General features: G+C 66.4%; 25 protein-coding genes. 20 read left to right on the forward strand and 5 right to left on the reverse strand.

Going from position 1 to position 26,840, the window contains the following annotated elements; genetic code table 11:
* The first annotated feature begins 15 nt into the window (after positions 1-15).
* Positions 16-1,941 carry a SurA N-terminal domain-containing protein gene (locus tag P8R42_20655; protein MDG2307010.1) on the forward strand — a complete coding sequence of 642 codons (1,926 nt, stop codon included), beginning with the start codon at positions 16-18 and terminating at the stop codon, positions 1,939-1,941.
* Here the strand turns inward: P8R42_20655 and P8R42_20660 are convergent.
* From P8R42_20660 to radA, 3 genes are read right to left on the reverse strand one after another with little or no spacing between them, the layout of a single operon-like run.
* Positions 1,904-2,674, reverse strand: a complete 771-nt coding sequence (locus P8R42_20660; GenBank protein ID MDG2307011.1) for a hypothetical protein — start codon at positions 2,672-2,674, stop codon at positions 1,904-1,906. The two genes, P8R42_20655 and P8R42_20660, sit on opposite strands and share 38 nt — an antisense overlap.
* The gene (locus P8R42_20665) at positions 2,671-3,105 is read right to left on the reverse strand and encodes a hypothetical protein (GenBank protein ID MDG2307012.1); all 435 of its coding nucleotides are present in this window, start codon (positions 3,103-3,105) and stop codon (positions 2,671-2,673) included. The genes P8R42_20660 and P8R42_20665 overlap by 4 nt, the downstream gene beginning before the upstream one ends.
* Before the next feature lie 14 nt (positions 3,106-3,119).
* Complete coding sequence (gene radA / locus P8R42_20670; protein MDG2307013.1) at positions 3,120-4,499, reverse strand: DNA repair protein RadA; 1,380 nt, start codon at positions 4,497-4,499, stop codon at positions 3,120-3,122.
* A 124-nt stretch (positions 4,500-4,623) separates the two neighbouring features.
* Between radA and P8R42_20675 the strand changes: the two genes are divergently transcribed.
* From P8R42_20675 to bioD, 4 genes are all read left to right on the forward strand, one after another.
* Entirely contained in the window at positions 4,624-6,534 is a 1,911-nt protein-coding gene (locus P8R42_20675) for a glycoside hydrolase family 15 protein (GenBank protein ID MDG2307014.1), read from the forward strand.
* Positions 6,535-7,160: 626 nt separating this feature from the next.
* Positions 7,161-8,321: an 8-amino-7-oxononanoate synthase gene (gene bioF / locus P8R42_20680; GenBank protein MDG2307015.1), complete on the forward strand. Its 1,161-nt coding sequence runs from the start codon at positions 7,161-7,163 to the stop codon at positions 8,319-8,321.
* Complete coding sequence (gene bioA / locus P8R42_20685; GenBank protein MDG2307016.1) at positions 8,318-9,691, forward strand: adenosylmethionine--8-amino-7-oxononanoate transaminase; 1,374 nt, start codon at positions 8,318-8,320, stop codon at positions 9,689-9,691. Before bioF ends, bioA begins: the two co-directional genes overlap by 4 nt.
* Positions 9,688-10,371, forward strand: coding sequence for a dethiobiotin synthase (gene bioD, locus P8R42_20690; protein MDG2307017.1), 684 nt, complete (start codon positions 9,688-9,690; stop codon positions 10,369-10,371). The genes bioA and bioD overlap by 4 nt, the downstream gene beginning before the upstream one ends.
* Here bioD and P8R42_20695 read toward each other — a convergent pair whose 3' ends face one another.
* The gene (locus P8R42_20695) at positions 10,372-12,300 is read right to left on the reverse strand and encodes a S9 family peptidase (GenBank protein ID MDG2307018.1); all 1,929 of its coding nucleotides are present in this window, start codon (positions 12,298-12,300) and stop codon (positions 10,372-10,374) included. It lies immediately after the preceding gene.
* Between the two features lie 117 nt (positions 12,301-12,417).
* Here P8R42_20695 and pgm point away from each other — a divergent pair, with 117 nt between their 5' ends.
* The 4 genes from pgm (at position 12,418) to P8R42_20715 (ending at position 16,725) form a co-directional block, all read left to right on the forward strand.
* Entirely contained in the window at positions 12,418-14,070 is a 1,653-nt protein-coding gene (gene pgm / locus P8R42_20700) for a phosphoglucomutase (alpha-D-glucose-1,6-bisphosphate-dependent) (GenBank protein ID MDG2307019.1), read from the forward strand.
* Positions 14,071-14,172: 102 nt separating this feature from the next.
* The gene (locus tag P8R42_20705; GenBank protein MDG2307020.1) at positions 14,173-15,330 is read left to right on the forward strand and encodes a thiolase family protein; all 1,158 of its coding nucleotides are present in this window, start codon (positions 14,173-14,175) and stop codon (positions 15,328-15,330) included.
* Complete coding sequence (locus P8R42_20710) at positions 15,327-15,746, forward strand: Zn-ribbon domain-containing OB-fold protein (protein ID MDG2307021.1); 420 nt, start codon at positions 15,327-15,329, stop codon at positions 15,744-15,746. The genes P8R42_20705 and P8R42_20710 overlap by 4 nt, the downstream gene beginning before the upstream one ends.
* A 58-nt stretch (positions 15,747-15,804) precedes the next feature.
* Positions 15,805-16,725, forward strand: coding sequence for a branched-chain amino acid transaminase (locus tag P8R42_20715; GenBank protein MDG2307022.1), 921 nt, complete (start codon positions 15,805-15,807; stop codon positions 16,723-16,725).
* A gap of 16 nt (positions 16,726-16,741) precedes the next feature.
* On the opposite strand, the gene P8R42_20720 is transcribed toward P8R42_20715, so the two are convergent.
* On the reverse strand, positions 16,742-17,209 hold the full coding sequence (locus P8R42_20720) for a methylated-DNA--[protein]-cysteine S-methyltransferase (GenBank protein MDG2307023.1): 468 nt from the start codon (positions 17,207-17,209) through the stop codon (positions 16,742-16,744).
* A gap of 147 nt (positions 17,210-17,356) precedes the next feature.
* On the opposite strand from P8R42_20720, the gene P8R42_20725 reads away from it, so the two are divergent.
* The 11 genes from P8R42_20725 to P8R42_20775 all read left to right on the forward strand — a co-directional run bounded on the left by P8R42_20725 (position 17,357) and on the right by P8R42_20775 (position 26,836).
* The gene (locus P8R42_20725; protein ID MDG2307024.1) at positions 17,357-18,154 is read left to right on the forward strand and encodes an alpha/beta fold hydrolase; all 798 of its coding nucleotides are present in this window, start codon (positions 17,357-17,359) and stop codon (positions 18,152-18,154) included.
* Positions 18,151-19,299 carry an acetyl-CoA acetyltransferase gene (locus tag P8R42_20730; GenBank protein MDG2307025.1) on the forward strand — a complete coding sequence of 383 codons (1,149 nt, stop codon included), beginning with the start codon at positions 18,151-18,153 and terminating at the stop codon, positions 19,297-19,299. Before P8R42_20725 ends, P8R42_20730 begins: the two co-directional genes overlap by 4 nt.
* Before the next feature lies 1 nt (position 19,300).
* Positions 19,301-19,720, forward strand: coding sequence for a Zn-ribbon domain-containing OB-fold protein (locus P8R42_20735; GenBank protein MDG2307026.1), 420 nt, complete (start codon positions 19,301-19,303; stop codon positions 19,718-19,720).
* Positions 19,717-20,361: a PHP domain-containing protein gene (locus P8R42_20740; protein MDG2307027.1), complete on the forward strand. Its 645-nt coding sequence runs from the start codon at positions 19,717-19,719 to the stop codon at positions 20,359-20,361. Before P8R42_20735 ends, P8R42_20740 begins: the two co-directional genes overlap by 4 nt.
* Positions 20,362-20,584: 223 nt before the next feature.
* On the forward strand, positions 20,585-21,517 hold the full coding sequence (locus tag P8R42_20745) for a lysophospholipid acyltransferase family protein (GenBank protein MDG2307028.1): 933 nt from the start codon (positions 20,585-20,587) through the stop codon (positions 21,515-21,517).
* Between the two features lie 31 nt (positions 21,518-21,548).
* On the forward strand, positions 21,549-21,920 hold the full coding sequence (locus P8R42_20750; GenBank protein ID MDG2307029.1) for a hypothetical protein: 372 nt from the start codon (positions 21,549-21,551) through the stop codon (positions 21,918-21,920).
* Positions 21,921-22,029: 109 nt separating this feature from the next.
* Positions 22,030-22,683: a TetR/AcrR family transcriptional regulator gene (locus tag P8R42_20755; GenBank protein MDG2307030.1), complete on the forward strand. Its 654-nt coding sequence runs from the start codon at positions 22,030-22,032 to the stop codon at positions 22,681-22,683.
* Positions 22,680-23,690, forward strand: a complete 1,011-nt coding sequence (locus tag P8R42_20760; protein MDG2307031.1) for an NAD(P)-dependent oxidoreductase — start codon at positions 22,680-22,682, stop codon at positions 23,688-23,690. Before P8R42_20755 ends, P8R42_20760 begins: the two co-directional genes overlap by 4 nt.
* 118 nt (positions 23,691-23,808) lie before the next feature.
* The gene (locus P8R42_20765; protein MDG2307032.1) at positions 23,809-24,759 is read left to right on the forward strand and encodes an ABC transporter ATP-binding protein; all 951 of its coding nucleotides are present in this window, start codon (positions 23,809-23,811) and stop codon (positions 24,757-24,759) included.
* Complete coding sequence (locus P8R42_20770) at positions 24,756-25,493, forward strand: ABC transporter permease (GenBank protein MDG2307033.1); 738 nt, start codon at positions 24,756-24,758, stop codon at positions 25,491-25,493. Before P8R42_20765 ends, P8R42_20770 begins: the two co-directional genes overlap by 4 nt.
* A complete protein-coding gene (locus tag P8R42_20775) occupies positions 25,457-26,836 on the forward strand; it encodes a GldG family protein (protein MDG2307034.1) in 1,380 nt (459 codons plus the stop codon). The genes P8R42_20770 and P8R42_20775 overlap by 37 nt, the downstream gene beginning before the upstream one ends.
* Positions 26,837-26,840: the final 4 nt, after the last annotated feature.

The raw sequence follows: 26,840 nt of genomic DNA on the forward strand, positions 1-26,840 counted from the left end.
CTTATCAATCCGCCCATGCTGCATTTCGTTCGTGAGAACAAACAGTCGTGGATCATCTACCTGATCCTGGGTGTCGTCTGCTTCGTCTTCGTCTTTTTTGGCGTCGAGGCGGTCGTGAGCGGCCCGGGGGTCACGGCCATCGCCACGGTCGGCGAGACCACTATCGAGCCACTCGAAGTCCAGCGGGCCGAGTTCAATCTGGTCCAGGCGTATAGCAACGCCTACAAGGACCAGTTCACGGACGCGGTGCGGGATTCGCTGAACCTCCGCCAACGAGCGCTCGACAACCTGATCGACCGAGCCGTGCTCGCCGACCAGGCGCAGAAGCTCGGAATCGAGATCGGGGACGACGAGCTGCGCGATGTGATCGTCGGCAACCCCGGCTTCCAGAGGGACGGGCGCTTCGACAAGGAGGCGTACGTTCGAGCCCTGCGCTACTCGCAGCTGACGCCAGCCGACTACGAGGAATCCCGTCGGCGCGACCTCGCGATCCAGCGGCTGCAGCAAGTCGTTCAGGACGGCGTGTCCGTCAGCGAGGACGCCGTGCTGGACACGGCTCTCGCGGAGCTCGAGACGCGTACCTTCACCTTCGTGAAGCTGCCTACGGTCGAGTTCGAAGAACACGTGGCCGTGGATGACGAAGACGCGATCAAGGCCACCTACGAGAAGAACAAGGCCAAGTACGCGACGCCGGAGACGGTTCGCGCCGCGATGCTCGTCTTCGGGCCCGAGACCTATGCAGAGCAGGTCGAGGTTTCGGACGACGACGTGACGAAGTTCTACGACGAGAACAAGGAAGGCCGCTTCACGCAGCCGCACGAGGTCTCGGCCCGTCACATCCTGATCAAGCTCGACGCCGGCGCATCGGACGAAGACAAAGCCGAGGCGCGTGCCGAGTTGGTCGACATCCAGGAGCGGATCGCGGGCGGCGAAGAATTCGCGGCCGTCGCGACCGAGGTCTCACAAGACACGGGGTCCGCGACCAAGGGAGGCGATCTCGGCTTCTTCGGGAAGGGCCGGATGGTCCCTGCGTTTGAAGAAGCTGCCTTCGCGCTCGCGCCCGGTGAGACGAGCGACATCGTCGAGAGCCCATTCGGAGTTCACATCATCCGCGTTGAAGAGGTCCGCGAAGAGCGGGTGAAACCGCTCGACGAGGTCCGCGAAGAGATCGTGACGGAAATGCAGACGGCGCAGGGTGGCGAGAAGGCCAAGGAAGCCGCCGAAGCCGCGTACGCGGCGCTCGGCGAGGGCAAGACGTTCGACGAGGTCGCGGAAGCGGACGGCCTCACGGTTGCGACGCCGGAGCCGTTCGCGCAGAACGCGACCATCCCCGGCGTGGGTCGCTCGTTCCCGCTGACGATGGCGCTCTTCGGTCTCGAGGCCGGGAAGCACACCGACGTCTCAGCGGTCGAGAAGAAGTGGGTCATCGCGCGGCTCGACGAGAAGGTCCCGTCGCAGACGCCGGCCCTCGAAGACGTCCGCTCCCGGGTCGCCGGTGACCTGCGCCGGACGGAAGGTGAAAAGGCAGGCCAGGCCGCAGCAAAGGCCCTCCTCGCGAAGGCCAACGAGCTCGGTTCCCTGGCCAAGGCCGCCGAGGCCTCGGGCCGCACGGTCGAGACCTCCCAGAGCTTCAGCCGGCAAGGCCCCTACGTACCCGGCATGGGGGTGAACCAGCAGCTGAAGGACGCCGTCTTCGGACTCACCGACGACAAGCCCGTCGGGGACGAGTCCTTCACCGTGCTGGGCGACTCCATCGTCATCGGCCTCGGCGACACCAACCTGCCGACCGACGATGAGCTGAAGGAGAAGCTGGAGCAGACCCGCACGGCCCTCGTCGAGCAGAGCCAGCAGCGTCTCTTCCAACGCTACGTCGACGAGTTGAAGTCCGGCGTCAAGATCCAGGTCAACGCGGATCTGCTGGCGCAGTTGCCGCCGGTCTGAGTCGCAGGAGAGCCGTGGTCGCGAGACGCGACCACGGGACGAAGACGAGGTAGAGGTACGGCACCGGCCAGAACCAGACGTTCATCAAGAAGCCGGTGCCGAGATGGAAGGCGACGCCGCCGAGCAAGAAGGCGGGACGGAGTTGGCGCACGAGCCCGAGTGGGAAGCCGATCTGCCAGCTGAGCACCAGCGCCGAGGCAACGGCGCAGAGCCACGGGAACTCCGCGAACTCGATGCCGAGGGGCACCTGCTTCTGCAGCAGATGGAACTGGAGGGTGTTGCCGTCGACCCAGCGCAGTCCGCTCACGCGTAGCTTCGAGAGGCCGGCGGAGAAGTAGAAGCTCGAGAGTACGACGTAGAGAAGCTCGGTTGGCCAACGAGCGAAGGTCGACTCGGACGGTCCGAGATCGCGTCCGAGCATCCGGCGCGCCAGCGCAGTTACTGAGAAGCGCCGATCGCAGGGTGAGAGCGCAAAGAAAAGCAGTGCGTAGAGCAGTGGGATCGTCGCGTGGTCGGTCTTGCCGAACGACATCAACAGCCCCTCCTGAACGAGGAGAAGCAGGAACGCGGCGAGCAGGGCGGGGCGGGTGAGCACGCCGATGCCCGCGAGCACGAGGGCGCTCGTCGTTGCCCACGCCGCTCTCTGCATCGTGACGAGATCGGGTTGGTCCAGCCCGAGGAGCGGGGCTGGTTCGAACCACCACCGCTGCCATTGGTCGAGGAGGCGGCTCACGGCTTCTCCGCTAGCGAGACGCTGATGTCACATTCGATGGTGCGGCGATCGTCCTCGAGTCCGGTGCCGGCGCGGGCGTGGCCGACCGCGCGGACGCGTCCACGCTGCATGCGCAGTCGGGGCGGTCGTGCCCGGTTCAGGGAGTCGACGAGCTCTCCGCAGGTCTGGGCCAGGTCGTCGAGATCCGCTCCGAGCTTGGCGCGCATCGCGCCCGGGTTGATGCCGAGGTACCAGGGCCGGATCTCACGCCAGCGCCCCCGGCGCCATCCTTCGAGCGCGTACGTCCACGGGATCTTCTCGATGGGCTCGTATTCCTCGAAGAGCCCCGTGTGGGTCAGCGGAAACTCCTCGACTCGAAAGGCGACCTCGACAACCTTCGTCGTGCAGACCAGGAGAATGAACAGGGACAGGATGGCCTTGTGGCGGTCCATGATCCGGTGCGGTGTCAGGTCGCCGTCCAGAGATCTGCGAAGAGATCGGGAACGGAGCTCACACCGGTGATCATGAGCCCGTCGGGCGGAGTGATCTGCCGCGCCGTCGCTTCGGGGATGATGGCGCGCGCGAAGCCCAGCTTCGCGGCTTCGCGCAGGCGCGTCTCCGCGTGTCGCACGCCGCGAACCTCGCCGGCGAGACCGACCTCGCCGAAGAGCACGAGGTCGTTCGCCAGCGGCTTGTCGCGCGCGCTCGACCCGATTGCGGCGATGATTGCGAGGTCGGCGGCGGGCTCTCGCACACGGATGCCTCCGGCAATGCTCACGAAGAGATCGTGCTCGTAGAGCTTCAACCCGGCCCGTTTGTCGACGATCGCGGTGAGTACGGCGATTCGGTTGGAATCGAGGCCGAGTGTCGTACGCCGAGGCATCGCGAGAGCCGACTTGGCCGCGAGGGCCTGGACTTCCACGAGCAACGGACGGGTGCCCTCGATGGTCGGGAGCACGGCGGAGCCCGACGCGCCTTCGGGGCGCTCGGCGAGGAGAAGCTTGGACGGGTCGGTCACGTCCTTCAGGCCGGTCTCCTCCATCTCGAACACACCCACCTCGTTCGTCGGACCGAAGCGGTTCTTCACGGCGCGGAGGAGGCGGAGTCCTCCGCCTTGTTCGCCCTCGAAGTACAGGACCGTGTCGACGACGTGCTCGAGCACGCGAGGCCCCGCGATCGTCCCCTCTTTGGTCACGTGTCCCACGAGGATCGTCGGTCGGCCCGTGGACTTGGCATGTCGGACCAGTGCCGCCGCGCACTCGCGCACCTGGGCAACGCTGCCGGCGGCGGAGCTGAGCTCACGGGAATGGATCGTCTGGATCGAGTCGATGAGGAGGATCGCCGGCTGGACGGCCTCCGTGTGCCCGAGGACGTCTTCGAGGCAGGTCTCGGGAAGAACCAGGACGGATTCGTCGGCGCCGAGGCGGTCGGCCCGGAGTTTCAGCTGCTCGGGCGACTCCTCGCCGCTCACGTAGAGCGTCTGGTGGCCCGAGCTGGAAAACGCCGCCATGATCTGAAGCCCGATCGTCGACTTCCCGATCCCCGGGTCGCCGCCGAGCAGGGTGACCGAGCCCGGAACCAGGCCCCCACCGAGCACGCGGTCGAGTTCCTGGAGGCCCGTCGAGGTCCGTTTGTGCCCTTGGGGCTCGACCTTCGACAAGGGGATGGGCTTGGCACCGGCGACTCCGCCGACCGCGATGGACGTGCGTGCCGGGCCCTTGGGCTTTTCGCGCAGGGTTTCCTCGACCACGCTCTCCCACGCCCCGCACTCGTTGCAGCGCCCGACCCACTTCGGGTGCTGCGCGGCGCATTGCTGGCAGACGTAGATTGTTCGGGTCCGAGCCACGCGGGGAGAGAATCACACGCCTGCCGGATTTTACACCTCTGGGGTGACAAGATCGTCCGCGACGGACAGCCCGCGTCCGGCTCTCGTCTAGACTCCGAAAGCTGCTAATCTGCCGGGGATCGGCATGGATCTGTACAGCACTGCAAAGCACGTCTCGCGGCCCTTCGTCTTCACCGAATCGGATCGGGCGGCCGATCTTCCCATCGGTGCGCATGGGATCATCGGCGACGGTTTCTCGGCCGCGCTTGTCCGTGTCGACGGTGCGATCGACTGGCTGTGCATGCCGCGGTTCGACAGCCCGAGCCTGTTCGCGGCCATCCTCGATGCCGAGAAGGGTGGGCTCGCAGCGATCACGCCATCGCGCCGGCCGTTCGAGAGTCTCCAGCGCTACGACCCGGATACCAACGTGCTCGAGACGTTGTTCACGGTGCCGGGACAGGGCGTCGGACGCCTGACCGACTTCATGCCGTGGGTGGACGATCCGCGGGCCTCGATTCACGAGGTGCACCGGCGTATCGAGTGCCTCGAGGGCACGCTCGAAGTCGACGTGATCTTCGACCCACGCTTTTCGTACGGCGCCGACCCGGCCGAGATCGAAATCGGCGAGCACGGGGTGCTCGCGCGCGGCAAGAACGGCGAGCAGGTCGTCTCGGTGGTCGGGCGAGGCAACACGTGGACCGAGCGCAATCAGGGTGGGGTCGAGGCACGCCTCAAGCTGCGGACTGGCCAGCGGGTGTGGAATGTCATCTCGTGGGACGCGTCCGAGCCCGAGCCTCCCGCGGCGTATCGACCGTTCGATTTGCTGCGCGATACGCGCCATCGCTGGCGTGAGTGGTCGGCGGGGCTCGAGTACGACGGTCCCTGGCGTCATCACATGCTGCGCTCTGCGCTGACGATGAAGCTCCTCACCTACGCGCCGACCGGGGCGATGGTCGCGGCACCGACGACGTCCTTGCCCGAGTGGCTCGGCGGTGCGCGGAACTGGGATTACCGGTACGCATGGGCCCGAGATGCCGCGCTTGCCGTGCGCGCGAACAACCTCATCGGGTTTCGCTCCGAGGCGCGCGACTTCTTCCACTTCCTGCGCGACACCGTCGATCTCGATGTCGGTCTCAAGGTGATGTACCGCATCGACGGCTCTCGCGTTCCCGACGAAGGGGTCCTGAGCCATCTCGCAGGCTTCCACGGCTCTGGTCCGGTGCGGATCGGCAACGGCGCGCGCGATCAGGTTCAGCTCGACAGCGCCGGTGCTCTGGTCGACGCCGCGCACCTGTACGAGCATTTTGGCGGGACTCTCACGGTGCGTGCGTGGAGGATTCTTCGCGGTGTCATCGACTCGCTTCAGACCGCCTGGCGACTCCCCGATCACGGCATCTGGGAGCCCCGTTGCGGTAAGCGTCACAATGTCCACTCCAAGCTGATGATCTGGCTGGCGTTGGACCGGGGCGCCGGCATTGCGCGTGCCTTCGGCTCGGGCGACCGCCACAACGCATGGAATGCCTGTGCCGACGAGATCCACGCGGACATCCTGAAGCGTGGCCTGTCGCGCGACGGTTCGCACTTTGTGAGCGTCTACGACGGCGAGTCGGCGGACTCGACACTGCTTCAACTCGCGACGCATGCGTTCCTGCCGGGCGACGACCCGCGCCTCGCGAACACGGTCGACTTCGTGCGCCGCGAACTCGGGACCGGCCCGTTTTTGCACCGTTACCGAGAAGACGACGGCGTCGGCGGCGACGAAGGGGCCTTTGTCCTGTGTGGCTTCTGGTTGGCCGAGGTCTTGGTGCTCATCGGCCGGGTCGACGAGGCGCTCGAGGTCTTCTCGGCTCACGCCGATGCGAGCAATCATCTCGGACTGCTCGCCGAGGAGATCGACCCCTCGAACGGATCTCTTCTTGGCAACTTCCCTCAGGCGTTCAGCCACCTCGGGCTGATCAACGCGGCCCTGCGCATCGATGTCGCCCTTCGGATCCGCGATGAGGGCTCGCACAGAGTGCCCCATCTGATCGGCGCCGTGCCCCGCACCATCTCCTGATCGCGCCGCATTCGCGCCTTTGACGGTGCGGGGCGGGATGCCACTACCCCTCTGATGGAGAAGCGCGTAGCCGTGCTCGGCGGTGGGCTGCAGGGCGCCGGCGTGGCGCTGGAACTCGCTTCGCGCGCGACCCCCGTCGACCTGTTCGAGCGGGCCGGTGGGTGCCTGAACGAGGCTTCCTTCCACAACGAGGGGAAGCTTCATCTGGGCTTCGTGTACGGGAACGATCACAGCGTGCGTACCGCACGCATGATGACCGATGGCGCGTTCGCCTTCGCCCGTCTCGTTCGTCGTTGGGTCGGCTCGGATCTGGATCGGGTGCCCGTTTTCTGGGGGTTTCATTACGCCATCCATCGAGACAGCCTGTTGCCACGCTCGAATCGCAGTACGACCCCGAGCACGTGCAGACCGTCTACGAGACGTCCGAGGTGGGCATCGACCCGGATGAGCGCATTGGGGTGTTCCTGGGGAGGACCGTGCTGGGTGTCGCGACTCGGTCCTGGGCTTCGTAGAGGATCAATCCGCGTTCCACGCGGATTGGCTGCCGGGCCGGGGGCGAATCCGCCTGTCAACTCAGGGTTCCTGCTTGGTTGACAGGGAAGGGTCGGTTTCCTAGCCACGGAGGGATGCGTGCTCTGGCGGAGGATCTTGCCGATCTGGAGGCTCGCGACCTGCTCCGTGTTCGCCGGCTCGTCGGGGGTGTCCAGGGCCCCGAGGTCGAGCTCGACGGACGTCGGGTCCTCTGCCTCGCGTCGAACAACTATCTCGGACTCGCCGGCGACCCTCAGGTGATCGAGGCGAGCGCCGAGGCGCTGCGGGCCGGCGGTGCCAGTGCGGCGGCGTCGCCGCTCATCAGTGGCCACATGGACGCCCATGACACCCTCGAGCGCGAGCTCGCGGATTGGCTCGGGTGCGAGGCTGCCCTGGTGTTCGGGTCGGGCTATCACGCGAATATCGGTGTGATCGCAGCGCTCGCGCAGAAGGGCGACGCCGTCTTCAGCGACTCTCTGAATCACGCCTCGCTGATCGATGGCTGTCGGCTCGCCCGTGCCGACGTCCGCATCTTCGAGCACCGTGACCTGAACGACTTGGAAGAGAAGATCCAAGCCACGCCGTCGCGCCGTCGCCTCATCGTTTCCGACTCGGTATTCAGCATGGACGGCGACACGGCTCCGCTCGAAGGGCTGGTCGCGCTCGCGGCTCGCCACGATGCGTGGCTCATGCTCGACGAAGCGCACGCGATGGGTGTGTTCGGCGAGGAGGGGGCCGGTCTGGCTGCTGCGCGTGGCGTCGGCGACCGGGTGCACATCCGCATGGGAACGCTCGGCAAGGCGCTGGGGAGCTACGGCGCCTTCGTGGCGGGCTCGCGCGCGCTGATCGAGCTTCTGGTGAACCGCGCTCGGTCGTACGTCTTCAGTACCGGGCTTCCGCCGGCCGTGATCGGGGCTGCACGGGCGGCGGTGCGGATCGCGCGTACGGAGACGGATCGTCGGGAGCGGCTGTGGCGCAACGCGCGCCGGCTGCACGAGGGGCTCGGCGCGGCGGGCCTCCGGCTGGAGCCGCTCGAGAGCACGATCGTGCCGGTGATCCTGGGCGAGCCGGCGACGGCGCTGGCCGTCGCACATCGTGCGATGGAAGAAGGGGTCTGGGCACCGGCGATCCGGCCACCGACGGTGCCTACGGGCACGGCGCGGTTGCGTTTGACCCCGATCGCGACGCATGACGACGGGCAGATCGATCGCGTCGTTCGGGTCTTGGCGGACGCGGCTCGAGAGGAGGGGGCATGACGACTCCGGTGGACGAGGATCCGAAGAACGACTCCGTGAAGAAGGACTTCCGTGCACTCTGGCATCCGTTCACGCAGATGCAGGAGTGGTTCGGCGACGAGCCGCTCGTCATCGAGAGCGGCGACGGGAACGATCTGATCGACGATCAGGGGCGACGGTACCTCGATGGGGTTTCGTCCCTGTGGTGCAACGTGCACGGCCATCGTCATCCGAAGATCAACGCGGCCATCCGCGATCAGCTCGACCGCATCGCGCACACGACGATGTTGGGTCTCACTCACCCCGGCGCCGCAGATCTGGCCGAGCGGCTCGTCGCGATGACGCCGAAGGGTCTCACCCGCGTCTTCTACTCGGACGCGGGCGCGACGGCGGTCGAGATCGCGCTGAAGCAGGCGTTTCAGTACTTCGGGCTACGCGGCGAAACGCAGCGCAATCGATTCGTTTCGCTCGCCGAGGCGTATCACGGCGACACCATCGGGGCGATGTCGGTCGGGTACAGCGAGGCGTTTCATCGTCATCACAGGCCTCTTCTGTTCGACACGATTCGTACGACACCTCCGCACGTCTTTCGCTGGGAGCGCGGGCTCGACGCGAAGGCCGCGTTACGGGTCGCGATCGACGAGGCGCGACGAACGTTCGAGGCCCACGGTGCTGAGATCGCCGCGTTGATCGTCGAGCCGCTCGTTCAGGGCGCCGCGGGGATTTGGCCCCACCCGCCCGAGTATCTCGCCGAGCTGGCCCGTCTCACGAAGGAGGCGGGTGCGCTTCTCATCTGCGACGAGGTCGCGACCGGCTTCGGCCGGACGGGGACGATGTTCGCGTGCGAGCAGGCCGGCGTCGAGCCCGACCTGATGTGTCTGGGGAAGGGACTTACCGGCGGTTATCTGCCGCTGGCGGCGACTCTTGCGACGGAGGCCATCTTCGAGGGCTTCCTCGCACCCTTCGAGGAGCTCTCCACGTTCTTCCACGGGCATACGTTCACGGGGAACCCGCTGTGCTGTGCGGCGGCCCTTGCCTCGCTCGACGTCTTCGACGAAGAGAAGACGATGGAGCACGTGGGCGAGATCATCCCGCACCTCCATAAGCGCCTCGAGAAGGACGTCGGGTCGCTTCCCTCCGTGGGGGATCTGCGGAGGCAGGGTCTGATGATCGGCATCGAACTCGTCCAGGATCGCGAGACGCGCGCGCACTTCGAGTCCGCGGCGCGGGTCGGGTACCGCGCCTGTCTCGCGGCGCGCAAGCACGACGTGATCATCCGGTCGCTCGGCGATACGGTGGTGCTCATGCCGCCTCTGTCGATAACGTTGGAGGAGGTCGATCGTCTCGTGGACGCCACGGTGGCGGGAATCCGCGAGGTCACCGAGTCGTGAGCGACCCGTCCTGGAGGGGCGCCGTCCTCGTGACGGGGACCGACACGGGCGTCGGGAAAACGTGGGTCGCGTGTGGGCTCGCGCGCGCTCTCACTGACGCCGGCTGGATCGTGGCGGTGCGGAAGCCCGCAGAGAGCGGGTGTGAGCTCGTCGACGGCGAGCCGTTCCCAGAAGACGCGGCGGCGCTTCGCACGGCCTCGGGATCGATCGAGCCCGTCGAGGACATCTGCGCCGTTCGCCTCGTCGAGGCGCTGGCGCCGGGGATCGCCGCAGAGCGCGCGGGAGTGAAGATCGATGTCGACGAGCTGGTCCGGGACTACCGATCGCGCGCCGAGGACCTCGACTGCCTCGTGGTGGAGGGCGCCGGTGGTCTCCTCGTCCCACTCGCGACCGGCGTTTCCTATGCGGACTTCGGAGCGCGGATCGGGGCCCGCCTGCTCGTCGTGACGGCGGCGAAGCTCGGGGCGATCAACCACACGTTGCTCACCCTCGAGGCGGCAGCGCAGCGGGGTCTCGACGTGATCGGCGTCGTGGTGAATCACGCATCGGCCGAAGAGGATCTGGCCACGCAGACCTTGACCGACAGCCTGCGGGATCTGATCGACGTGCCGATCCTGGCCGAGATTCCGCACGGGAGCGATCCTGGCGAGCATCTTTTCGTCGGCCCCAGCCCTTCGTAGCTACGGGAGGTTCTCGATCTCGACGGGTTCGATCTTGTCCGCGGGAGTGAATCCGAGGATGCGGCCGAAAAAAGCGAGCTCGCCTTCGAGCGCACGTTTGATGTTCTCCGCCTTCCGGAAACCGTGCCCCTCGTCGGGGAACACGACGTGGGCGACCGGCAGCCCCTTCTCACGGAGCGCCTGCGCCATTCCCTCGGCTTGATTGGGCGGTACGACACGGTCCTCGCCGCCCTGGAAGAAGATCGCGGGGCACGACAACCGGTCGGTGTGGAAGAGCGGCGAGCGCGCCCGGTAGATCTCTTCGCCTTCGGGGTACGGTGCGACCAGCCAGTCGGTGTAGCGCGATTCGAACTTGTGGGTGTCCGCAGCGAGGGCACCGAGATCGCCGATTCCGTAGTGGCTCGCGCCGGCGCGAAAGATGTCGTGGAAGGTGAGCGCGCAGAGGACGGTATAGCCACCTGCGCTGCCGCCGCTGATGGTCAGCCGGTCGGGATCTGCGAGCCCGCGCCCGGCCACGTCTCGGGCGGCATTCACGCAATCCTCGACGTCGATGATGCCCCACTCGCCTGCGAGCGCGTCCCGGTACGGTCGGCCGTAGCCGGTGCTGCCGCCATAGTTCACGTCGAGGACGGCGAAGCCCCGGCTCGTCCAGAACTGGATCGGGAGCTTGAACGACGGATCCGTCGCTCCCGTCGGGCCGCCGTGAGACCGCACGCGCAGAGGCGGCCGCTCGCCGGGAGGTGCTGTGAAGTCCGGGTTCGCCGGCGGGTAGTAGAATGCGTGCGCCGTGCGGTCGCCGCTCGCAAACTCGATCGGCTCGGCAATCGAGATCCACGCGGGATCGAGGTCGAGTTCGAGCGACCGGCGCAGGACGCGATGCCGGCCGGTTTCGAGGTCGAGGTCCACCAACTCGGCGGGGGAGGCCGTCGAGGCGCCGACGAAGTAGGCGTGCCCGTCTGTGACGCGGAGGCTTCCGAAGTCGACGAACGGCGTGTGGATGGCGGTGGCTACGCCGGTCGCGACATCGATGCGGGCGAGGTGCCACTGACCACCGCGGCCGTAGCTCGCGAGGATCGTACTCGCGTCTTCGAAGTCGTACGTGCTCGTCGCGAAGCTCCACTGCGGTCGACCGAACTCGGCTTCGCGCGGCGCGAGCACACGGTCGGAGTCGCCTTCGCGGCGATACAGGTTCCACCACCCGGTCCGGTCGGAGACGAAGTGCAGGATGCCGTCGGGGGCCCAGGTCGGTTGGAAGATCGACTCACCGTTTCCGCCTGCAATCCGCCGTGGTGTGCCCGGGCTGCCGTCCGAGTCTAGGTCCGCCACCCAGAGCGTGGTTTCCTGCCACGGCATGTTCGGGTGGTCCCACGTGAGCCAACAGAGTCGGGTTTCGTCCGGGGACAGCCGCGGGGCGGCATAGAAGTCGTTGCCTGAGACGAGAGTGCGGGGCGGGCCTCCGGCGATTGCGATCGTCACCAGAGCGTTGGTGGGTTCGTGCCCGGGCTCCGTGTGATCCTCCCCGACCGCGATCAGGCGCTCGCGGCTCGCGTCGACCGCCGCGTCGGTGAAGCGCCAGGCGCTCTCGGGAGTGAGCGGGCGGGGGTCGTGACCGTCCAGCGAGGCTTCGTACAGGCGCCGATCCCGGTCGTTCGAGAAGAACACGCGCCCAGCGGCGACGCACAGAGCGCCTCCACCGTACTCGTGTACGCGGGAGCGGACGCTCCACGGGGCGGCGAGCAGGTCCTCGCGAGAGCCGTCGGAGCGCATCCGTACGAGAGCCGATCGGCCGCCCTCGCCGGGGCGGCTCTCGGTCCACAGGAGGTCGCCGCCGAGGGGCGAGACCCCACCGAGTCCGACCGCGCCGCCGAGCATGCGGTCGGCCGTGATCGGAGACTTCCAGGAGCCATACGGGGCAACGGTCGAGGCCATGTCTTCGGGGGTACTTCTTCCGGCCTAAGGTGGCCAGTCCACCATGCCGATCTTCCTTTGAGAAGCGGGTGAAACCCGGGCATTGTAGCCTCCGCGTCCAAACGGGAGAGCGTTCGAATGGCACTACACAAACTGGCGGGAAAGCCCGCGCCGCAAGAGATTCTGGTCAACGTACCGCGACTCGTCACCGAGTACTTCTCGCGGCGACCGGATCCGTCTGACCCGGCGCAACGTGTGGCGTTCGGGACCTCGGGCCATCGAGGGTGCGCTCTGGACGGAAGTTTCAACGAGGCCCATGTGCTCGCCGTCTCGCAGGCGCTCGCGGAGCATCGCGCGGAGGCTCGTGTCGACGGTCCTCTGTTCATCGGGATCGACACGCACGCTCTGTCGGAGCCGGCGCTCGTCTCTACGGTCGAGGTCCTTGCGGCGAACGGGGTCGAGATCGTTCTCGAAGAGGGGCTCGGCTACACGCCGACGCCGGTCGTCTCGCACGCCATCCTTCAGTACAACCGCGGTCGTACGGACCACCTGGCCGACGGCGTCGTCATCACACCGTCGCACAATCCGCCGCGCGATGGCGGCTTCAAGTACAACCCTCCCACGGGTGGACCCGCCGACGAGGCCACGACGAAGAAGATCGAGGCTCGGGCAAACGAGATCCTCGAGAACGATCTCGAGGGTGTGAAGCGCATCCCGTGGGCGCGTGCTCGCGCACTCGACTCGACCCGAGAACGGAACAACATCCAGCCCTACGTCGACGACCTGAAGAACGTCGTCGATCTGGAGTGCATCGCCAAAGCCGGATTGAAACTCGGCGTGCATCCGCTGGGAGGCGCGGGCCTTCCGGTCTGGGAGCCGATCGTCGAGACCTACGGCGTCGACATCGACATCGTCGACCGCCGGGTCGATCCGACGTTTTCGTTCATGACCGTGGACAAGGACGGCAAGATCCGAATGGACTGCTCGTCGCCCTACGCGATGGCGAGCCTGGTGGAGTTGAAGGACAGGTACGATCTCGCGTTCGGCAACGACGGTGACGCCGACCGACACGGTATCGTCACGAAGAGCGCGGGGCTCCTCAACCCCAACCACGTTCTCGCCGTCGCCATTCGCTATCTCTTCGAAACGCGAACGCAGTGGCCCGCCGAGACTGCGATCGGCAAGACTCTGGTTTCGAGCTCGATGATCGATCGGGTCGCGCGGCTGGTAAAACGCCCGCTCGCCGAAGTGCCGGTCGGGTTCAAGTGGTTCGTCGACGGATTGCTCGGCGGAACGTTCGGGTTCGGCGGGGAAGAGAGTGCGGGGGCTTCGTTCCTGCGGTTCGACGGCACGGTCTGGACCACCGACAAGGATGGCCCGGTGATCAACCTCCTCATGGCCGAGATGACGGCCGGCACGGGGAAGGATCCGGCCGAGCACTACCGCGACCTCGAAGAGCAGTTCGGCAGCCCGGTCTACGAACGGGTCGACGCACCGGCGGCACCGGCACAGAAGGCGAAACTGAAAAGCCTCGACGCCTCGCAGGTCGGGGCTACCGAGCTCGCGGGCGAGCCCATCGTCGCCAAGCTCACGCGAGCGCCCAGCAATGACGCGCCCATCGGAGGCCTCAAGGTCGTGACGGAGAACGGTTGGTTTGCCGCGCGACCGTCCGGGACCGAGGACGTCTACAAGATCTACGCGGAGAGCTTTCTCGGCGCCGAGCATCTGGCTCGCATTCAGGCAGAGGCACAGGATCTCGTAGATTCCGTCCTGCAGGTCGAAGCGGCCTGACCTGCCCCCCACCCCCCACTCGCCCGGCCGAAATCAGTAGAAGCTCCCGCTTCCGTAGAGCGTCTCGACGGGCTGCGACGCGGAGAGTAAGACTAAGACGCCATGGGGACGCGGGCGGCGATCATCGGATTCTCGGAGCTCGCTCCGACGAAGAAACCCGAGGGGAAGACCCCGCTCGGGTTGATTGCCGAGGCTTCGCGTCTTGCGATCGCCGACGCCGGCCTCGGCCCCGCGGATATCGACGGCATCGTCGTGTGCCCGGCGATGATGCAGTACTCGATGCTCTGGCCGTCGGTCGTGGCCGAGCATCTAGGGCTCACTCCGGGCTATCTCGAGTTCGTCGATCTGGGTGGAGCGACGTCCTGCGCGATGATCGCCCGGGCCGCAGCCGCGGTTTCGGAGGGGCGTGCGCGCAACGTCCTGTGCGTGAACGGTGACACCTGGGATCCGCAGGGGATGTATCTGAAGCCGCCCCCGATGGTCTCGCCCCTGCGTGATTTCACGCTGCCCTATGGTGCGGCCGGGGCGAACGCGGATTACGCGATGGCGGCCCGCCTGCACATGGAGCGCTACGGCACGACGGCGCGCCAGCTCGCGAAGATCGCCGCGGATCAGCGGACGAGCGCGCAGCGCAATCCACTCGCGTTGTTTCGCGATCAGCCGCTCACCATCGACGACGTTCTCGCCTCGCCTCTGATCTGTGATCCGCTGCACAAGCTGGAGATCGTTCTGCCGTGCACCGGAGCGGAAGCGGTGATCGTGACCTCGGGAGAAAGGGTGGTCGATGCCCCGCACGCGCCGGCGTGGGTGCTCGGCTACGGTGAAGCGCTCGAACCGGACCCGTTCCAGCGCGAGGACTTCCTCGTCACGCCCACCGTGGAGTCGGCACGGCGGGCGTTCGAGATGGCTCGTGTCGGACCGAAGGACGTCACCGTTGCGCAGATCTACGATTGCTACACGAGCGCGGTCCTGATCGAGCTCGAGGACGCCGGTTTCTGCGCGAAGGGCGAGGGCGGCGCCTTCATCGAAGCGCATGACCTCACGTACGCCGGGGACTTCCCGCTGAACACGGGCGGCGGGATGCTGTCGTTCGGACAGCCGGGCCTCGGGGGGGGGATGACTCTCGTGGTCGAAGGTGTTCGCCAGGTCATGGGCCGCGCCGGCGACCGACAGGTGAAGAACAACGGGCTCGCCTTCATCCATGGCAACGGTGGGACGTTCACCGAGGAGTGTTCTCTGGTCCTGGGGACGGCATCGTGAGCACGCCGGACTTCCCCCGCCCGCTTCCGACCGGGGAGGGGGATGCGGCCCGCTACTGGTCGGCACTCGCCGAGGGGCGGATCGAGTTGCCGCGCTGCCAAGCCTGCGCTCGGCTGATCTTCTATCCCCGCCCGTTCTGCCCTGCCTGTCATTCGACGAACGTGGCCTGGGAGGAGATCCCCGGCGCCGGACGGGTCTACACGTACAGCGTCGTCCACCGTGCGACCCACCCGTGGTTCATGAGCCGGACGCCCTACGTGTACGCCGTCGTGACACTGGGCGCCGGGGTTCGGCTGCCGACCACGATCGTGGGGTGTGCGCCGGAAGCGGTCGAGATCGACCTCCCGGTCGAGCCCGTCTTCGAGTCGGTGGGGGAGGGCGCGGCGCTGCTTTTCTTCCGGCCGACTCGCTCCTGAATTCCACGGTCATCGAGCGCGGGTTGCCTGAGGGGTGGCGCTGTGTCGAATCTTGCTCGTGGGAAAGACCTATCATCGCGGCAAGATCGTCGACGACGCGGAGGCGCAGCTCAGCATCCGATCGAAGGCAGTGAACTACGGGCTCGGTTGCTTCGGAGGTATCCGCGCCTACTGGAACGACGCAAAGAAGGAGCTGTTCGTCTTCCGGCTCATGGATCACATCGAGCGGCTCTATCGATCCGCGCTTATCCTCGGACTGGAGCCGCCGGTCAGCGAGGAAGACGCCGTTCAGGCCGTCCTCGATGTTCTGAGGGAGAACGACGCTCGGTCCGATCAGTACGTGCGGCCGCTGATCTACGTCGACTCCGACGAGCTCTCACCTACGCTGACCGACGTTCCGGTCGCCCTGTCGATCTACACCCAACCGCTCGGAAAGTATTTCGGGGGCGACTCGATCCACGCGTGCGTGTCGTCGTGGCGCCGTGTGTCGGACAACGCGATTCCGGCTCGTGCGAAGCCCACTGCGGCGTACCTGAATTCGGCTCTCGCCCGCGCCGAAGCCAAGCGGAACGGCTTTGACGAAGCGATCTTCCTCACCCAAGAAGGTTCGGTCAGCGAGGGGAGTGCGGCACATCTCTTCATCGTGCGTCGCGGCGAACTCGTTTCGCCCCCGTCGACGGAGGACAACCTCGACGGCATCACGCGACGAAGTCTGATGGAACTGGCGCGCAGCGAGCCGCTGTCGTGGCCGGTCACCGAGCGTAAGATCTCGCGGACCGAGCTCTACACCGCCGACGAGGTCTTCTTGTGTGGAACTGCGGCGGAGCTGACTCCGGTCACGCGAATCGACCATCGACCGATCGGGAACGGTGCGATCGGCGAATGGTCGCGCGCGCTCGGCGCACGGTTCCACGACGTCGCGTCTGGAAATGACGACGCGTGGTCGTCCTGGCTGACGCCGGCCTGGGAAGGACGTTAGCGAACCGGGGCTCGGCTCAGGTCCAGCTCGGGTCGAGGAGAGGCGTTTCCAGATGCACCCCCTCGAGGCCGAGGAGGAACTCCTTCACGCGGACCCCACCGGTGTAGTTCCCCAGCGAGCGGTCCGCGGGCAGCACGCGGTGGCAGGGGATGATGATCGGCAGCGGGTTCGTCGCCATGACCCGGCCCACGGCCCTGGCCGCGCCTGGCTTGTCGACCGCACGGGCGAGTTCGCCGTAGGTCACGGTCTCACCGAAACGGGTGTGCAGAACGCGGCGGAGGACACGTTCCTGGAACGCGCTCTGGGGCCTCGGGTCGACTGCGACTTCGAATCGCTCGCGCTTGCCGGCAAAGAATTCGTCGAGTTCGCCTTGTACGCGCTCGTCCGCTGAACGTTCGACGAGTTCGGTGTCGGTGAATTCCTCGCGGAGCCGCGCGAGGACTTTTTCGCGGTCGCCGCATTCCGACCAGGTGATACGGCGCACGCCGAGGGAACTCGTTGCGACGCAAAGCTCGCCGAGGGGCCAGGGCTGGAACCAATGTTCGATCGTTTCCGTACTCCGAGCATCGCAAGTGAATCGCGGAAGGTCCAGATTTGACTTGGACGGCGGGCGGTCCGTAAGCATCTTCCAGTGCCCACGAAGTATCTCTACCGCGGGGATCTCGCGATTCACTACGAGCATGCCGGCGAAACGACGCTGCCCGGCGTGCCGCCGCCGATGGATCGGGGTGGCGCGTTGTTGTTCGTGCACGATACCGGCGGCAACGGGAAGCTCTGGTCACGACAGCTCGCGCATTTCGCGGGCTCGCACAGCCCCGTCGCGGTCGATCTCCCGGGCCACGGCCGATCGGGCGGCCTCGACGGCCCCGCCTCGATCGAAGCCGCCGCCGAGATCCTCGCCGGCGTCCTCCAAGCGCTCGGAGCGCCGCCGGCCGTGGTCGTCGGGCATGGCCTCGGCGGAAAGATCGCGCTCGCGCTCGCCTTGGACCACGCACCGCGCGTGAAGGCGGTCGTCACCATCGGAACGACATCGGCGCCGCTCGCGGCCGCCGGCGAGATTGCGGGGATGCGGGACGTCGTGCGCGGTCGTCGCTCCCAGACCTTCGATACGCCGCTCTTCGCCGCGAAGCCCGACATGAACGTGATGCGCGAGGTCTGGGGCGAGATCGTGAAGACCGATCCGCGCGTACGACTGCAGGACCTCGAGGCGTACGGTGGCTGCGATTTGAGAAGTCGCCTGGCATCCATTGCGGTGCCAACCCGAGTGCTTCACGGAGAGCAGGATGGATACTGCGCCCGCGACTGTGGTGAGGAGATCGCCGCCGCGATTCCCGGCGCGCGCTTCGAAGTCGTGGCCGAAGCCGGTCACGTTGCGCAGCTCGAACAGCCGGAGCGGGTGAACGCGATCATCGAGGAGCTTCTCGGATGAGCCGCACCGAGATCGCGATCGCCGGCGCGTTCGAGCATCCGACGCGGTGGGCACCCGACAAGACCTCTTACCAGATCGCGGCCGAAGCGGCGCGGGGAGCCCTCGCCGAGGCAGGTCTGACCTTCGGCGACGTCGACGGCTACGCCTGCTCGGGTGTCGGTCCGATCGGCGTCCTCTCGATGTGCCACCATCTGAACCTTCAGCCGGATTGGCTCGATTCGACCTCCATCGGCGGATCGTCCTTTGTGGCCCAGGTTCTGAACGCGGCCGCCGCGATCCGTGACGGGCTGTGCACCACCGTCTTGATCACGTACGGCAGCACGGCGGCATCGGACCGGTTCGCCGTCGGCACGGGCGGCGGAACGGCCGGGGACCCGCCGGATGCGTTCGAGGGGGTTTACGGACCGACCGTCGTCGGCGCCTATGGGATGGTCGCCCAGCGGCACATGCATCAGTACGGAACGACGAGCGAGCAGCTCGCGGAGATCGCGGTCACGATGCGCCGGCACGCCGGCCTGAATCCGAACGCGAAGTACCGCGATCCGATCACGGTCGAAGACGTGCTCGCGTCGCGGATCATCTCGTCACCGCTTCATCTTCTGGACTGTTGTGTGATCTCGGACGGCGGTGGTGCCCTTGTCGTGACTTCGGAGGAGCGGGCCAAGGATCTCGCGACCCGACCGGTGCGCGTCCTCGGGGGCGGGATCGCCGCGCGTCACTCCGGCATCGGTGAGCGCGACATCACCGACATCGCCGCGCGGCAATCCGGAAAGCGCGCATTCGAGCGCGCGGGAGTCGGGCGCGACGACATCGATCTTTGCATGATCTACGACTCGTTCACGATCACCGTCCTCTCGACGCTCGAGAACCTCGGCTTCTGCGAGGCCGGGGAGGGGGGCGCCTTCGTGCAGGGAGGGCGAATCGGTCTCGGTGGCGCATTGCCGTTGAATCTCGATGGGGGCGGGCTCTCGTCGAACCATCCGGGGATGCGCGGCATGTTCCTCGTCATCGAAGCGGCGAAGCAGCTCCGCGGGGAGTGTGGCGAGCGGCAGGTCGAGAACGCCGAGGTCGCGCTTTGTCACGGAACGGGTGGCTACCTCGGTATCCAACACAGCGGCGCGACGCTGATCCTGGGAGGGGCGTGACATGGCAGATCGCCGTCCTGGAAAGCCGGTTCCACGAGCCGACGAGGAATCCAAGGGATACTGGGAAGCGTGCCGGCGACATGAGCTTCGCGTACAGCGCTGTCGTTCGTGCAGCCAGCTGCGGTTCTACCCGCGCGCGGTCTGTCCGGCGTGCATGTCGGGCGACGTGGAGTGGGCTCTGTGCTCGGGGCGCGGAGAGGTCTACACGTTCACGGTCACGCACCAGAATCACTCGCCGGGTTTCCGGGAGTCGCTGCCCTACGTCCTGGCCTACGTCGAACTGGAAGAGGGCGTTCAGATGCTGACCAACATCGTCGACTGTCCGCCCGACGACGTGAAGATCGGGATGCCGGTCGAAGTCACGTTCGAGGACGTCACCGATGAGATCGCCATCCCGCGATTCCGGCCCCGCGCGTCATGATCCTCGATCTTCATCTGCACTCGGAGCTCTCCGACGACAGCCGGGCGAAGGTCGAGACGTATCTGAAGATCCTCATGCGCAAGCGGGAGGAACGGCCGCTTGACGGAATCGTCGTGACCGAGCACCGGCGCTTCGATCTCGACGTCGACTATCGCGCCCTCGAAGATCAGTACGAGCTGCGAGTCCTGCGTGGCGCGGAAGTCGAGAGCGAGTACGGCCACATCCTTCTCTACGGGGTGAACGAGGACATTCTGGGACGCTTCGACTTCACCGACATCCGGCTCCCCGCGCAGGAAGTGATCTCCGAGGTCGAGCGTCTGGGAGGCATCGCGACGCCCTGCCATCCGGGTCGCTCTAACGTCGGGCTGTGCGCCCACTACGAATCGAAGCCGGCGCTCGAGGGCGTCATCGCGGTCGAGGCCCTCAACGGCGGCAGCAAGGGACCAGAGAACGATCGCGTGCAGGATCTCATGACCGATCACGGCTACTTCGGTTTCGGCGGTAGCGATTCCCACCTGGCGAGCTTCATCGGCATCTGCGCCACCGACTTCGAGGACGACATTGCGGACGAGCAGGCTCTGGTCTCGGCGCTCAAGGCCGGGCGTTACAAAGCCGTGGACTTTCGCCCCGGTCCGGGCTGACCTGGATTCGTGGTATGGGTCGGCCTACGCGCGACCGAGGAAGGTCGGGTCGAGGTCGGCTGGAGAGCCGCTCGCCCGTCGCGCAGGACACCGGAGAGGACGAAGCTGCTCAGCAGGGCGATAGTGAGGATGGCGATCAACGATGCGCTCCGGGTACGCATGCCCGGGTCCTCATGCACCAGGATCGCCCGGTCGCGAACCCGCGCTCGGCAGTCGCAGAGCCATGACTGACCTCGCCACACCTCACCGTCACCACGAGCCGACGACGGGCCTCCGCGTGGATCTCGAGTTCGCCCTGCTCAAGGGTGTCCTCGGTCTGATGCACGCCGTGCCGTCCGAGCCGCTCAGGTCCCTGGTCGGCGGGATCGTCTCCCGGGGCGGGATGGCGATGCCGCGGCTTCGCCGGGTCGGCCTGGAGAACCTACAAGCGGCGTTCCCGGAACGTGATCATGCCTGGTGTGAGAAGACTCTTCAGGCCTCGTTTCGCAATCTGGGCTACTTGGCCGCCGAGCTTGCCCATTTCGACGAGCTGAACGCCGATAACATCTTCGACGTCGTCGGATTCAGCTCAGCGGAATCCGAGACGGCCTTCCGGGAGCTCATCGCGAATCGGCAGCGGCTCATCGCCACGGCTCACTTCGGCAACTGGGAGCTCCTGGTGCAGGCCGCTGGCTATTCGGGGGCCCCGTTTCACGTCGTTCACCGGTCGCTGAAGAACGGCAAGGTCGACGACCTCCTGACGGCCGTCCGAGGCCTCGCGGGGACGAAGGTCGTTTACAAGCACGCGGCGGCACGCGACGTCCTCCGTTTGCTGCGCAAGGGGGCCTGCGTCGTTGTGCCGATCGATCAGCACGCTCCGGGAGGGTCGGGAATCCCGATCCCGTTCTTCGGGCGTCCGGCAAACACGACCCCGGGCCCGGCAAGGCTCGCCCAGATCGCTCAGGTGCCCATCCAGGTCGTCGTGCTCGCTCGGGTCGGGGACTCTGGGAAGCACCAACTTATCTCGCGGCCGCCGATCGATCCGCCCCCGCGGGGCAAGGATCCCGCGGCGCTGGTCGAGGTGACCACGAAGCTGAACGAGCAGCTCGAGGCGATCATCCGCGAGTACCCCGAACAATGGCTCTGGATGCACCGCCGTTGGCGCGTTCCCGCTTGAACCACCACCCCTACCGGCGGTAAGAAGGTGCATGGCTTCGAGCCGCCGCAAGCGGAAACGCGCTGCAGCCTCGCAAAAGGCTCTCGCCGAGGTGCGAGGCAAGCTCGAGACTGCGCAGGAGGCGAAGATCTCCGCGGTCTCGCAGAGCACCGAGAGCCTGCGCGAGGAGAACGAGGCACTCGAAGAGCGCCTGACCGAGATGGTTCAGGAGATCGGCCAGCTTCGGTTCGTGGTCGATCGGGTGCCGCAGCTCGAGCGGGAGCTCCGCGCGAAGGACCTGCGGATCGCCGAGGCCGAGGCGGAAACCGACCGCCTCCGTGCGGCGCTGGACAGCGGGCGCCCGACGGCTCGTGCCGCCGCGGCCGCATCGCAAGCCGCGCGCCTCTTCGGTGCCGGGCGGTAGCGGGCCGCGCTCGGCGGCGACCCAGAGGGGTGGGCCCCGGGAAGTTGCAACCGAGGTCCAAGGTGGCCTAGGTTGGGCAATCGATCGATCGATTGAATTGCGGCCGCCCGTGAAGCCTGAAACCGAAAACACCAGATACTCCCCGCGCCAGAATACGAAGGCGCGGATTCTTCAAGCTGCACAGGAGGTTTTCGCCGAGCGCGGCTTCGAGGGCGCGTCCACGCGAGAGATTGCCTCGCGGGCCGACGTCAACATTTCGAGCCTGCATTATCACTGGGATTCGAAGGAAACCCTGTACCGCGCGATCTTCGCCCACATCTACCGCCAGCTCGTCGAGCTCGTTCAGGACGAAATTACGCGTCCGGGATCGCCCGCGGAGGCGCGTGCGATGATTGATCGCACGATGGGGCTGATCTTCGACGCGTTCGCGAACGAGCCGACCATTCCGAAGCTGCTTCTGCGTCGGCTCATCGAGGCACCGGATCTCGACGACGCCGCGGCGTCCGCCCTCAGTCCGTCCTGGAAAGTCTTCCAGGAATGGGCGCGGCGGTTCTCGGGCGACGAGATCTCGGCGCAAGACATCTCATTCCTGCTGCTCTCGGTGCAGTCGGCATTGCTGGTTTCGATGCTGGACTCGCCTCACGTCAACATGATGCTGGGCGGTTCAATTCAGGAGTCGAAGCGGCGTGTGCGTCTGCGCAGGCAGGTCATTTCCCTTGTCGAGAACCTCATGGGTGTCGCCGACGCCGAGGAATCCGCGTGAAGGCTTTCATTACCGCTTCGATAGATGCTGCAAATCTCACTCGGCTTCAGAAGCACATGGACATACACGTCGAAGACTGGAAGACGACCAAGAACATCTTCTTCGACGGCGATGCGTTTGCCAAGCGTATTTTGGAAGAGGGCTGCGACGTCGTGATCGTCGAGGCGGACCTGGTCCAGAAGGAAGTTCTCGAGGCATGCGACCTCAAGATGATCGGCGCGTGCCGTGGCGACCCTGTCAACATCGATGTCGAAGCGTCGACGAAGAAGGGGATTCCCGTCTTCTATACGCCTGCGCGCAACGCCGAGGCGGTGGCCGATCTCACACTCTGCTTCATGCTGATGATCGCGCGCAACGTGTACAACGCCGTGTCGTTCGTGAAGGGAAAGCGTGAGCAGTTAGACAACGCGGGCGACTATCTGAAGATGTACGAGTCGATGACGGGGGTCGAGCTCTTCGGTCGCACCGTCGGTATCGTCGGATTCGGCGCCATCGGGCAGCGGGTCGCTCAGCGCGTCCGCCCCTTCGGGTCGCGCATCGTCGCGTATGACCCGTTCGTGCCGGAGTCCGTGTTCGAAGAGCTGGGCGTCGAGAAGGCCGAGCTCGACACGGTCATGTCCGAGGCGGATTTCCTCACGATCCACGCTCCGGACATTCCCGAGACAAAGGGGATGATCGGCGCCCGGGAGATCGGCCTCTTGAAGGACGGCGTCTACTTCGTCAACACGGGTCGCGCCGCCACGGTCGAGGAAGAGCCGCTTTACGAGGCGTGCGCCTCCGGCAAGATCCGGGCAGCTGCGTTCGATGTGTTCTGGAAGGAACCCGTTCAGCCGGGCGATCGGTTTGTCGTCCTGCCGAACGTCATCGCGACGCCCCACATCGGCGGTGCGTCGCACGACGTGGTGACCCACCAGAGCACGATCATGTGCGATTGCATCGAAGCCTGGCTGGAGAAACGGCGCCCGCGCTTCCTCGCAAACCCGGACGTTTTTCCCGGCGACTCCTGAGCTTGCTCTGCGGCGCTTCTGAGCGCGGCCGCAGGTTCGTGTCGACTGAGCGTGCGCCCGCATGGTGGGGAGAGCGCTTGCCCGACCGCCCGGAACCGCCGTACCGTGGGAGTTCACGATGATCGAGGTTTCCCATTTGACGAAGCGGTTTGGCGACTTCGTTGCGGTCGACGACCTCTCGTTCTCGGTCGGCACCGGAGAATGCGTCGGGTTCCTCGGTCCCAACGGTGCCGGTAAGACGACCACGATGCGCGTCATCGCGGGAATCTTTCCTCCGACGACCGGCATCGTGCGCGTCGGCGGGCACGACGTTCGACGCGAGCCGAATGCCGCGCGCCGCGTGCTCGGATACTTCCCCGAGAACGCGCCGTTCTATCCGGAGATGAGCGTCGAGGGGTACCTGGCGTTCGTTGCCCGGGCGAAGCGCATCGAGCGTGCCGCGCGCGCGGGCCATGTGGAAAAGGCGCTCGCGGCGTGCGGCCTCGGTGAGGTGCGCCGGCGGCTCGTCGGGAAGCTCAGCAAGGGGTTCCGCCAACGAGTTGGTCTTTCGCAGGCGCTGCTCGGTGATCCCGATGTGCTCGTGCTCGACGAGCCCACGTCGGGGCTGGATCCGGGGCAGGTTACCGAGATTCGCGAGCTCGTGAAGAGCCTGCGTGGGCAGCGCACGATCGTTTTTTCGAGCCACGTTCTGTCCGAGGTGAGCCAGGTCGCCCAGCGGGTCGTCATCGTGGACCGGGGAAGGCTCGTCGCCGAGGACAGTCCCGCGGGTCTGTCGGAGCGCCTCGCGGGCGCGATGCCGTTGTGGGTGCGGGCCGACGTGGAGCCGAGCGAGCTCGGCACGGCGTTGTCCGGGGTCGACGGTGTGGAGTCCGCCGAGTCTTGGGACGGGCGCGTTCGGCTCATCGTTGCCGATGAGAGCGCGGTCGAGAGGGTGTCGCGCGAGGTGAGCGCGCGGGGCTGGGTGATTCTCGAACTTCGGAGAGAGGCACTGTCGCTCGAAGACATCTTCTTGCGTCTCGTGCGAGAACCGGCGCAGCGAGCGGCGCGGGAGGCCGAGGCGCGCTCGTGATTGCGGTGGTGCGCAAAGAGCTGGTCTCGTATTTCAGCTCGCTTCTGGCGTACGTAGTCGTTGCGCTGTTCCTGTCCGTTTCGGGGTTCTACTTCTACTCGAACTTGTCGTTCTTTCTCCTGTCGGGCGGCTTCGATCTGACGCGGGGCCTCTGGCAGTATCAGTTCCTGGACATGCGGCAGTATATGCTCACTCTGCTGCCGCTGCTCACGATGCGCCTCTTCGCAGAAGAGCGACGCCTCGGCACGCTCGAGCTGATGTGGACCTACCCTCTGCGCGACGTGGAGATCGTTCTCGGCAAGTACGTGGCGGCGCTCCTCGTACTCCTGCTGATGTTGGCCGGCACGCTGCTGTATCCGCTTCTGCTGTTGCCGGCGGAAGCCTCGTTGCCGGTGAACGCGATCGCTGCGGGCTATCTGGGGTTGTTCCTTCTCGGTGCGGCCTTTCTGGCGTGTGGGATTCTGATTTCCGCGCTCACTGAGAGCCAGGTTCTCGCGGCGGCGGTGACGTACAGCGTGCTGCTCTTGTTCTGGGTTCTCACCTGGAACGAGGCGGCGGTCGGGGCGCCGGTCTTGTGGGTGCTGAGCCAGTTGTCGTTGTTCGATCGGCTCTACGTCTTCGTGCAGGGCGGGATCGACACCGCGGACGTCACGTTCCTCGTGCTGTTCAGCGGGGTATTTCTCGCGTGGACGCTCCAATGTCTCGGATCTCGTCGTTGGCGGGGCGTGAAGTGAATCGGCAGGTCCTGCAATGGACGGCGTTCCTGCTCTCGGTCGCCGCGGTGCTGGCGGTTGCCGTCGCCGTGCAGGCGTTCTCCGAAGTGTGGCGTCGGCAGTTCGACCTGACGCTTGCGCGGCGGCTCTCTCTGTCGAGCTACAGCACGTCAGTGCTCGAGCAGCTGCAGGATCCGCTCGAGATCGACTTCTACTACCGCCGGGGCGAGCGGATGCGCGCCCGGGACCTGCTCGAACGGATCGCGGACGCGTCGAGTCGCGTTCACTATGAGCTGATCGACATCGATCGAAATCCGCTTCAAGCGAAGGAAAACGGCGTCCGTCGGTTCGATCGAGCGGTCTTGTCGTACGATGGGCGCGAGTCCGTGACTCCGGCGGCAACGGAAGAGGCGTTGGTTGGTGGGATAGCGCAGATCCTCGAGCAGCGACGACCGGTCCTCTATTTCGTCAACGACCACCGCGAGCGCACCACGCGGGTCGGGCATGCCGATCAGTTCGGTCGGGCCGCGCAGTTCCTGCGCGGCGAGGGATACGATCTCCTTCCGCTCTCGCTTCTGCAGCAGCCCGACGTCCCGCAGGACGCTTCGGCGGTCGTGCTGGCTGGGCCGGAGGTCGACTACGTCGAGCAGGAGATCGCGAAGTTGGAGGCCTATCTTCGCGGCGGGGGTTCGGTTCTCGTTCTCCTGGATCCCGCGGAGCTCCCCCGTCTCGCGTCCTGGATTGCGACACACGGGCTGGAGTTGGCGGACGACGTGGTGATCGATCAGGCCAACCGGGTCTACGGCAGCGATGGCACGAACGTTCTCGTGCCGTACTTCCGTGATCATCCCTCTGTGAACGCGCTGGAGACGCCTGCGGTTCTCGGACGGGGGCGCTCCGTCGGTGTGGCCGGCGGCGGCGACGGAGACGACGCGGATGACGTGCAGATCGTCGCGCGGACCGCTCGAGAGAGCTTCGCGGCGCACGGGGCGGAGCGGACGCGAGGCGGTTCGGTCGAGTTCGCTTCCGAGACGGATCGAGCCGGACCCATCGGTGTGATCGGAGCGTCGATCGTCGATACCGGGGGGCGGCTGCTCGTCGTCGGGGATGCGGACTTCGCGAGCGACAACTTCGTCACGCTTCTCGGAAACAAGGACCTGCTGGTCACGCTCCTGGGCTGGCTCACCGAGCGTGAGGCGACGGGGGCGCGGGTGCGCGCCGATACCGCCGGCCTGGGGCCTTTGTCGCCGGTCTTCGTTTCGGAGCGCCTGGCGACGAAGATCTTCTGGCTCGCGGTGATCGTTCAGCCGGGGCTAGTGTTGCTGCTGGGCGTGGGCGTGGTCCTCCGCCGCCGGCGGCGGTGAGGGC

This window comes from Candidatus Binatia bacterium (genome assembly GCA_029243485.1).
Taxonomy (GTDB): Bacteria; Desulfobacterota; Binatia; order UBA12015; family UBA12015; genus VGTG01.

Bases quoted from the DNA above. Each gene is read 5' to 3' on its own strand.
- P8R42_20655 (MDG2307010.1), top strand. From the start codon at position 16: ATGCTGCATTTCGTTCGTGAGAACAAACAGTCGTGGATCATCTACCTG.
- P8R42_20665 (MDG2307012.1), bottom strand. From the start codon at position 3,105: ATGGACCGCCACAAGGCCATCCTGTCCCTGTTCATTCTCCTGGTCTGC.
- P8R42_20675 (MDG2307014.1), top strand. From the start codon at position 4,624: ATGGATCTGTACAGCACTGCAAAGCACGTCTCGCGGCCCTTCGTCTTC.
- bioF (MDG2307015.1), top strand. From the start codon at position 7,161: ATGCGTGCTCTGGCGGAGGATCTTGCCGATCTGGAGGCTCGCGACCTG.
- bioA (MDG2307016.1), top strand. From the start codon at position 8,318: ATGACGACTCCGGTGGACGAGGATCCGAAGAACGACTCCGTGAAGAAG.
- P8R42_20695 (MDG2307018.1), bottom strand. From the start codon at position 12,300: ATGGCCTCGACCGTTGCCCCGTATGGCTCCTGGAAGTCTCCGATCACG.
- pgm (MDG2307019.1), top strand. From the start codon at position 12,418: ATGGCACTACACAAACTGGCGGGAAAGCCCGCGCCGCAAGAGATTCTG.
- P8R42_20705 (MDG2307020.1), top strand. From the start codon at position 14,173: ATGGGGACGCGGGCGGCGATCATCGGATTCTCGGAGCTCGCTCCGACG.
- P8R42_20730 (MDG2307025.1), top strand. From the start codon at position 18,151: ATGAGCCGCACCGAGATCGCGATCGCCGGCGCGTTCGAGCATCCGACG.
- P8R42_20735 (MDG2307026.1), top strand. From the start codon at position 19,301: ATGGCAGATCGCCGTCCTGGAAAGCCGGTTCCACGAGCCGACGAGGAA.
- P8R42_20740 (MDG2307027.1), top strand. From the start codon at position 19,717: ATGATCCTCGATCTTCATCTGCACTCGGAGCTCTCCGACGACAGCCGG.
- P8R42_20745 (MDG2307028.1), top strand. From the start codon at position 20,585: ATGACTGACCTCGCCACACCTCACCGTCACCACGAGCCGACGACGGGC.
- P8R42_20750 (MDG2307029.1), top strand. From the start codon at position 21,549: ATGGCTTCGAGCCGCCGCAAGCGGAAACGCGCTGCAGCCTCGCAAAAG.
- P8R42_20765 (MDG2307032.1), top strand. From the start codon at position 23,809: ATGATCGAGGTTTCCCATTTGACGAAGCGGTTTGGCGACTTCGTTGCG.
- P8R42_20775 (MDG2307034.1), top strand. From the start codon at position 25,457: ATGTCTCGGATCTCGTCGTTGGCGGGGCGTGAAGTGAATCGGCAGGTC.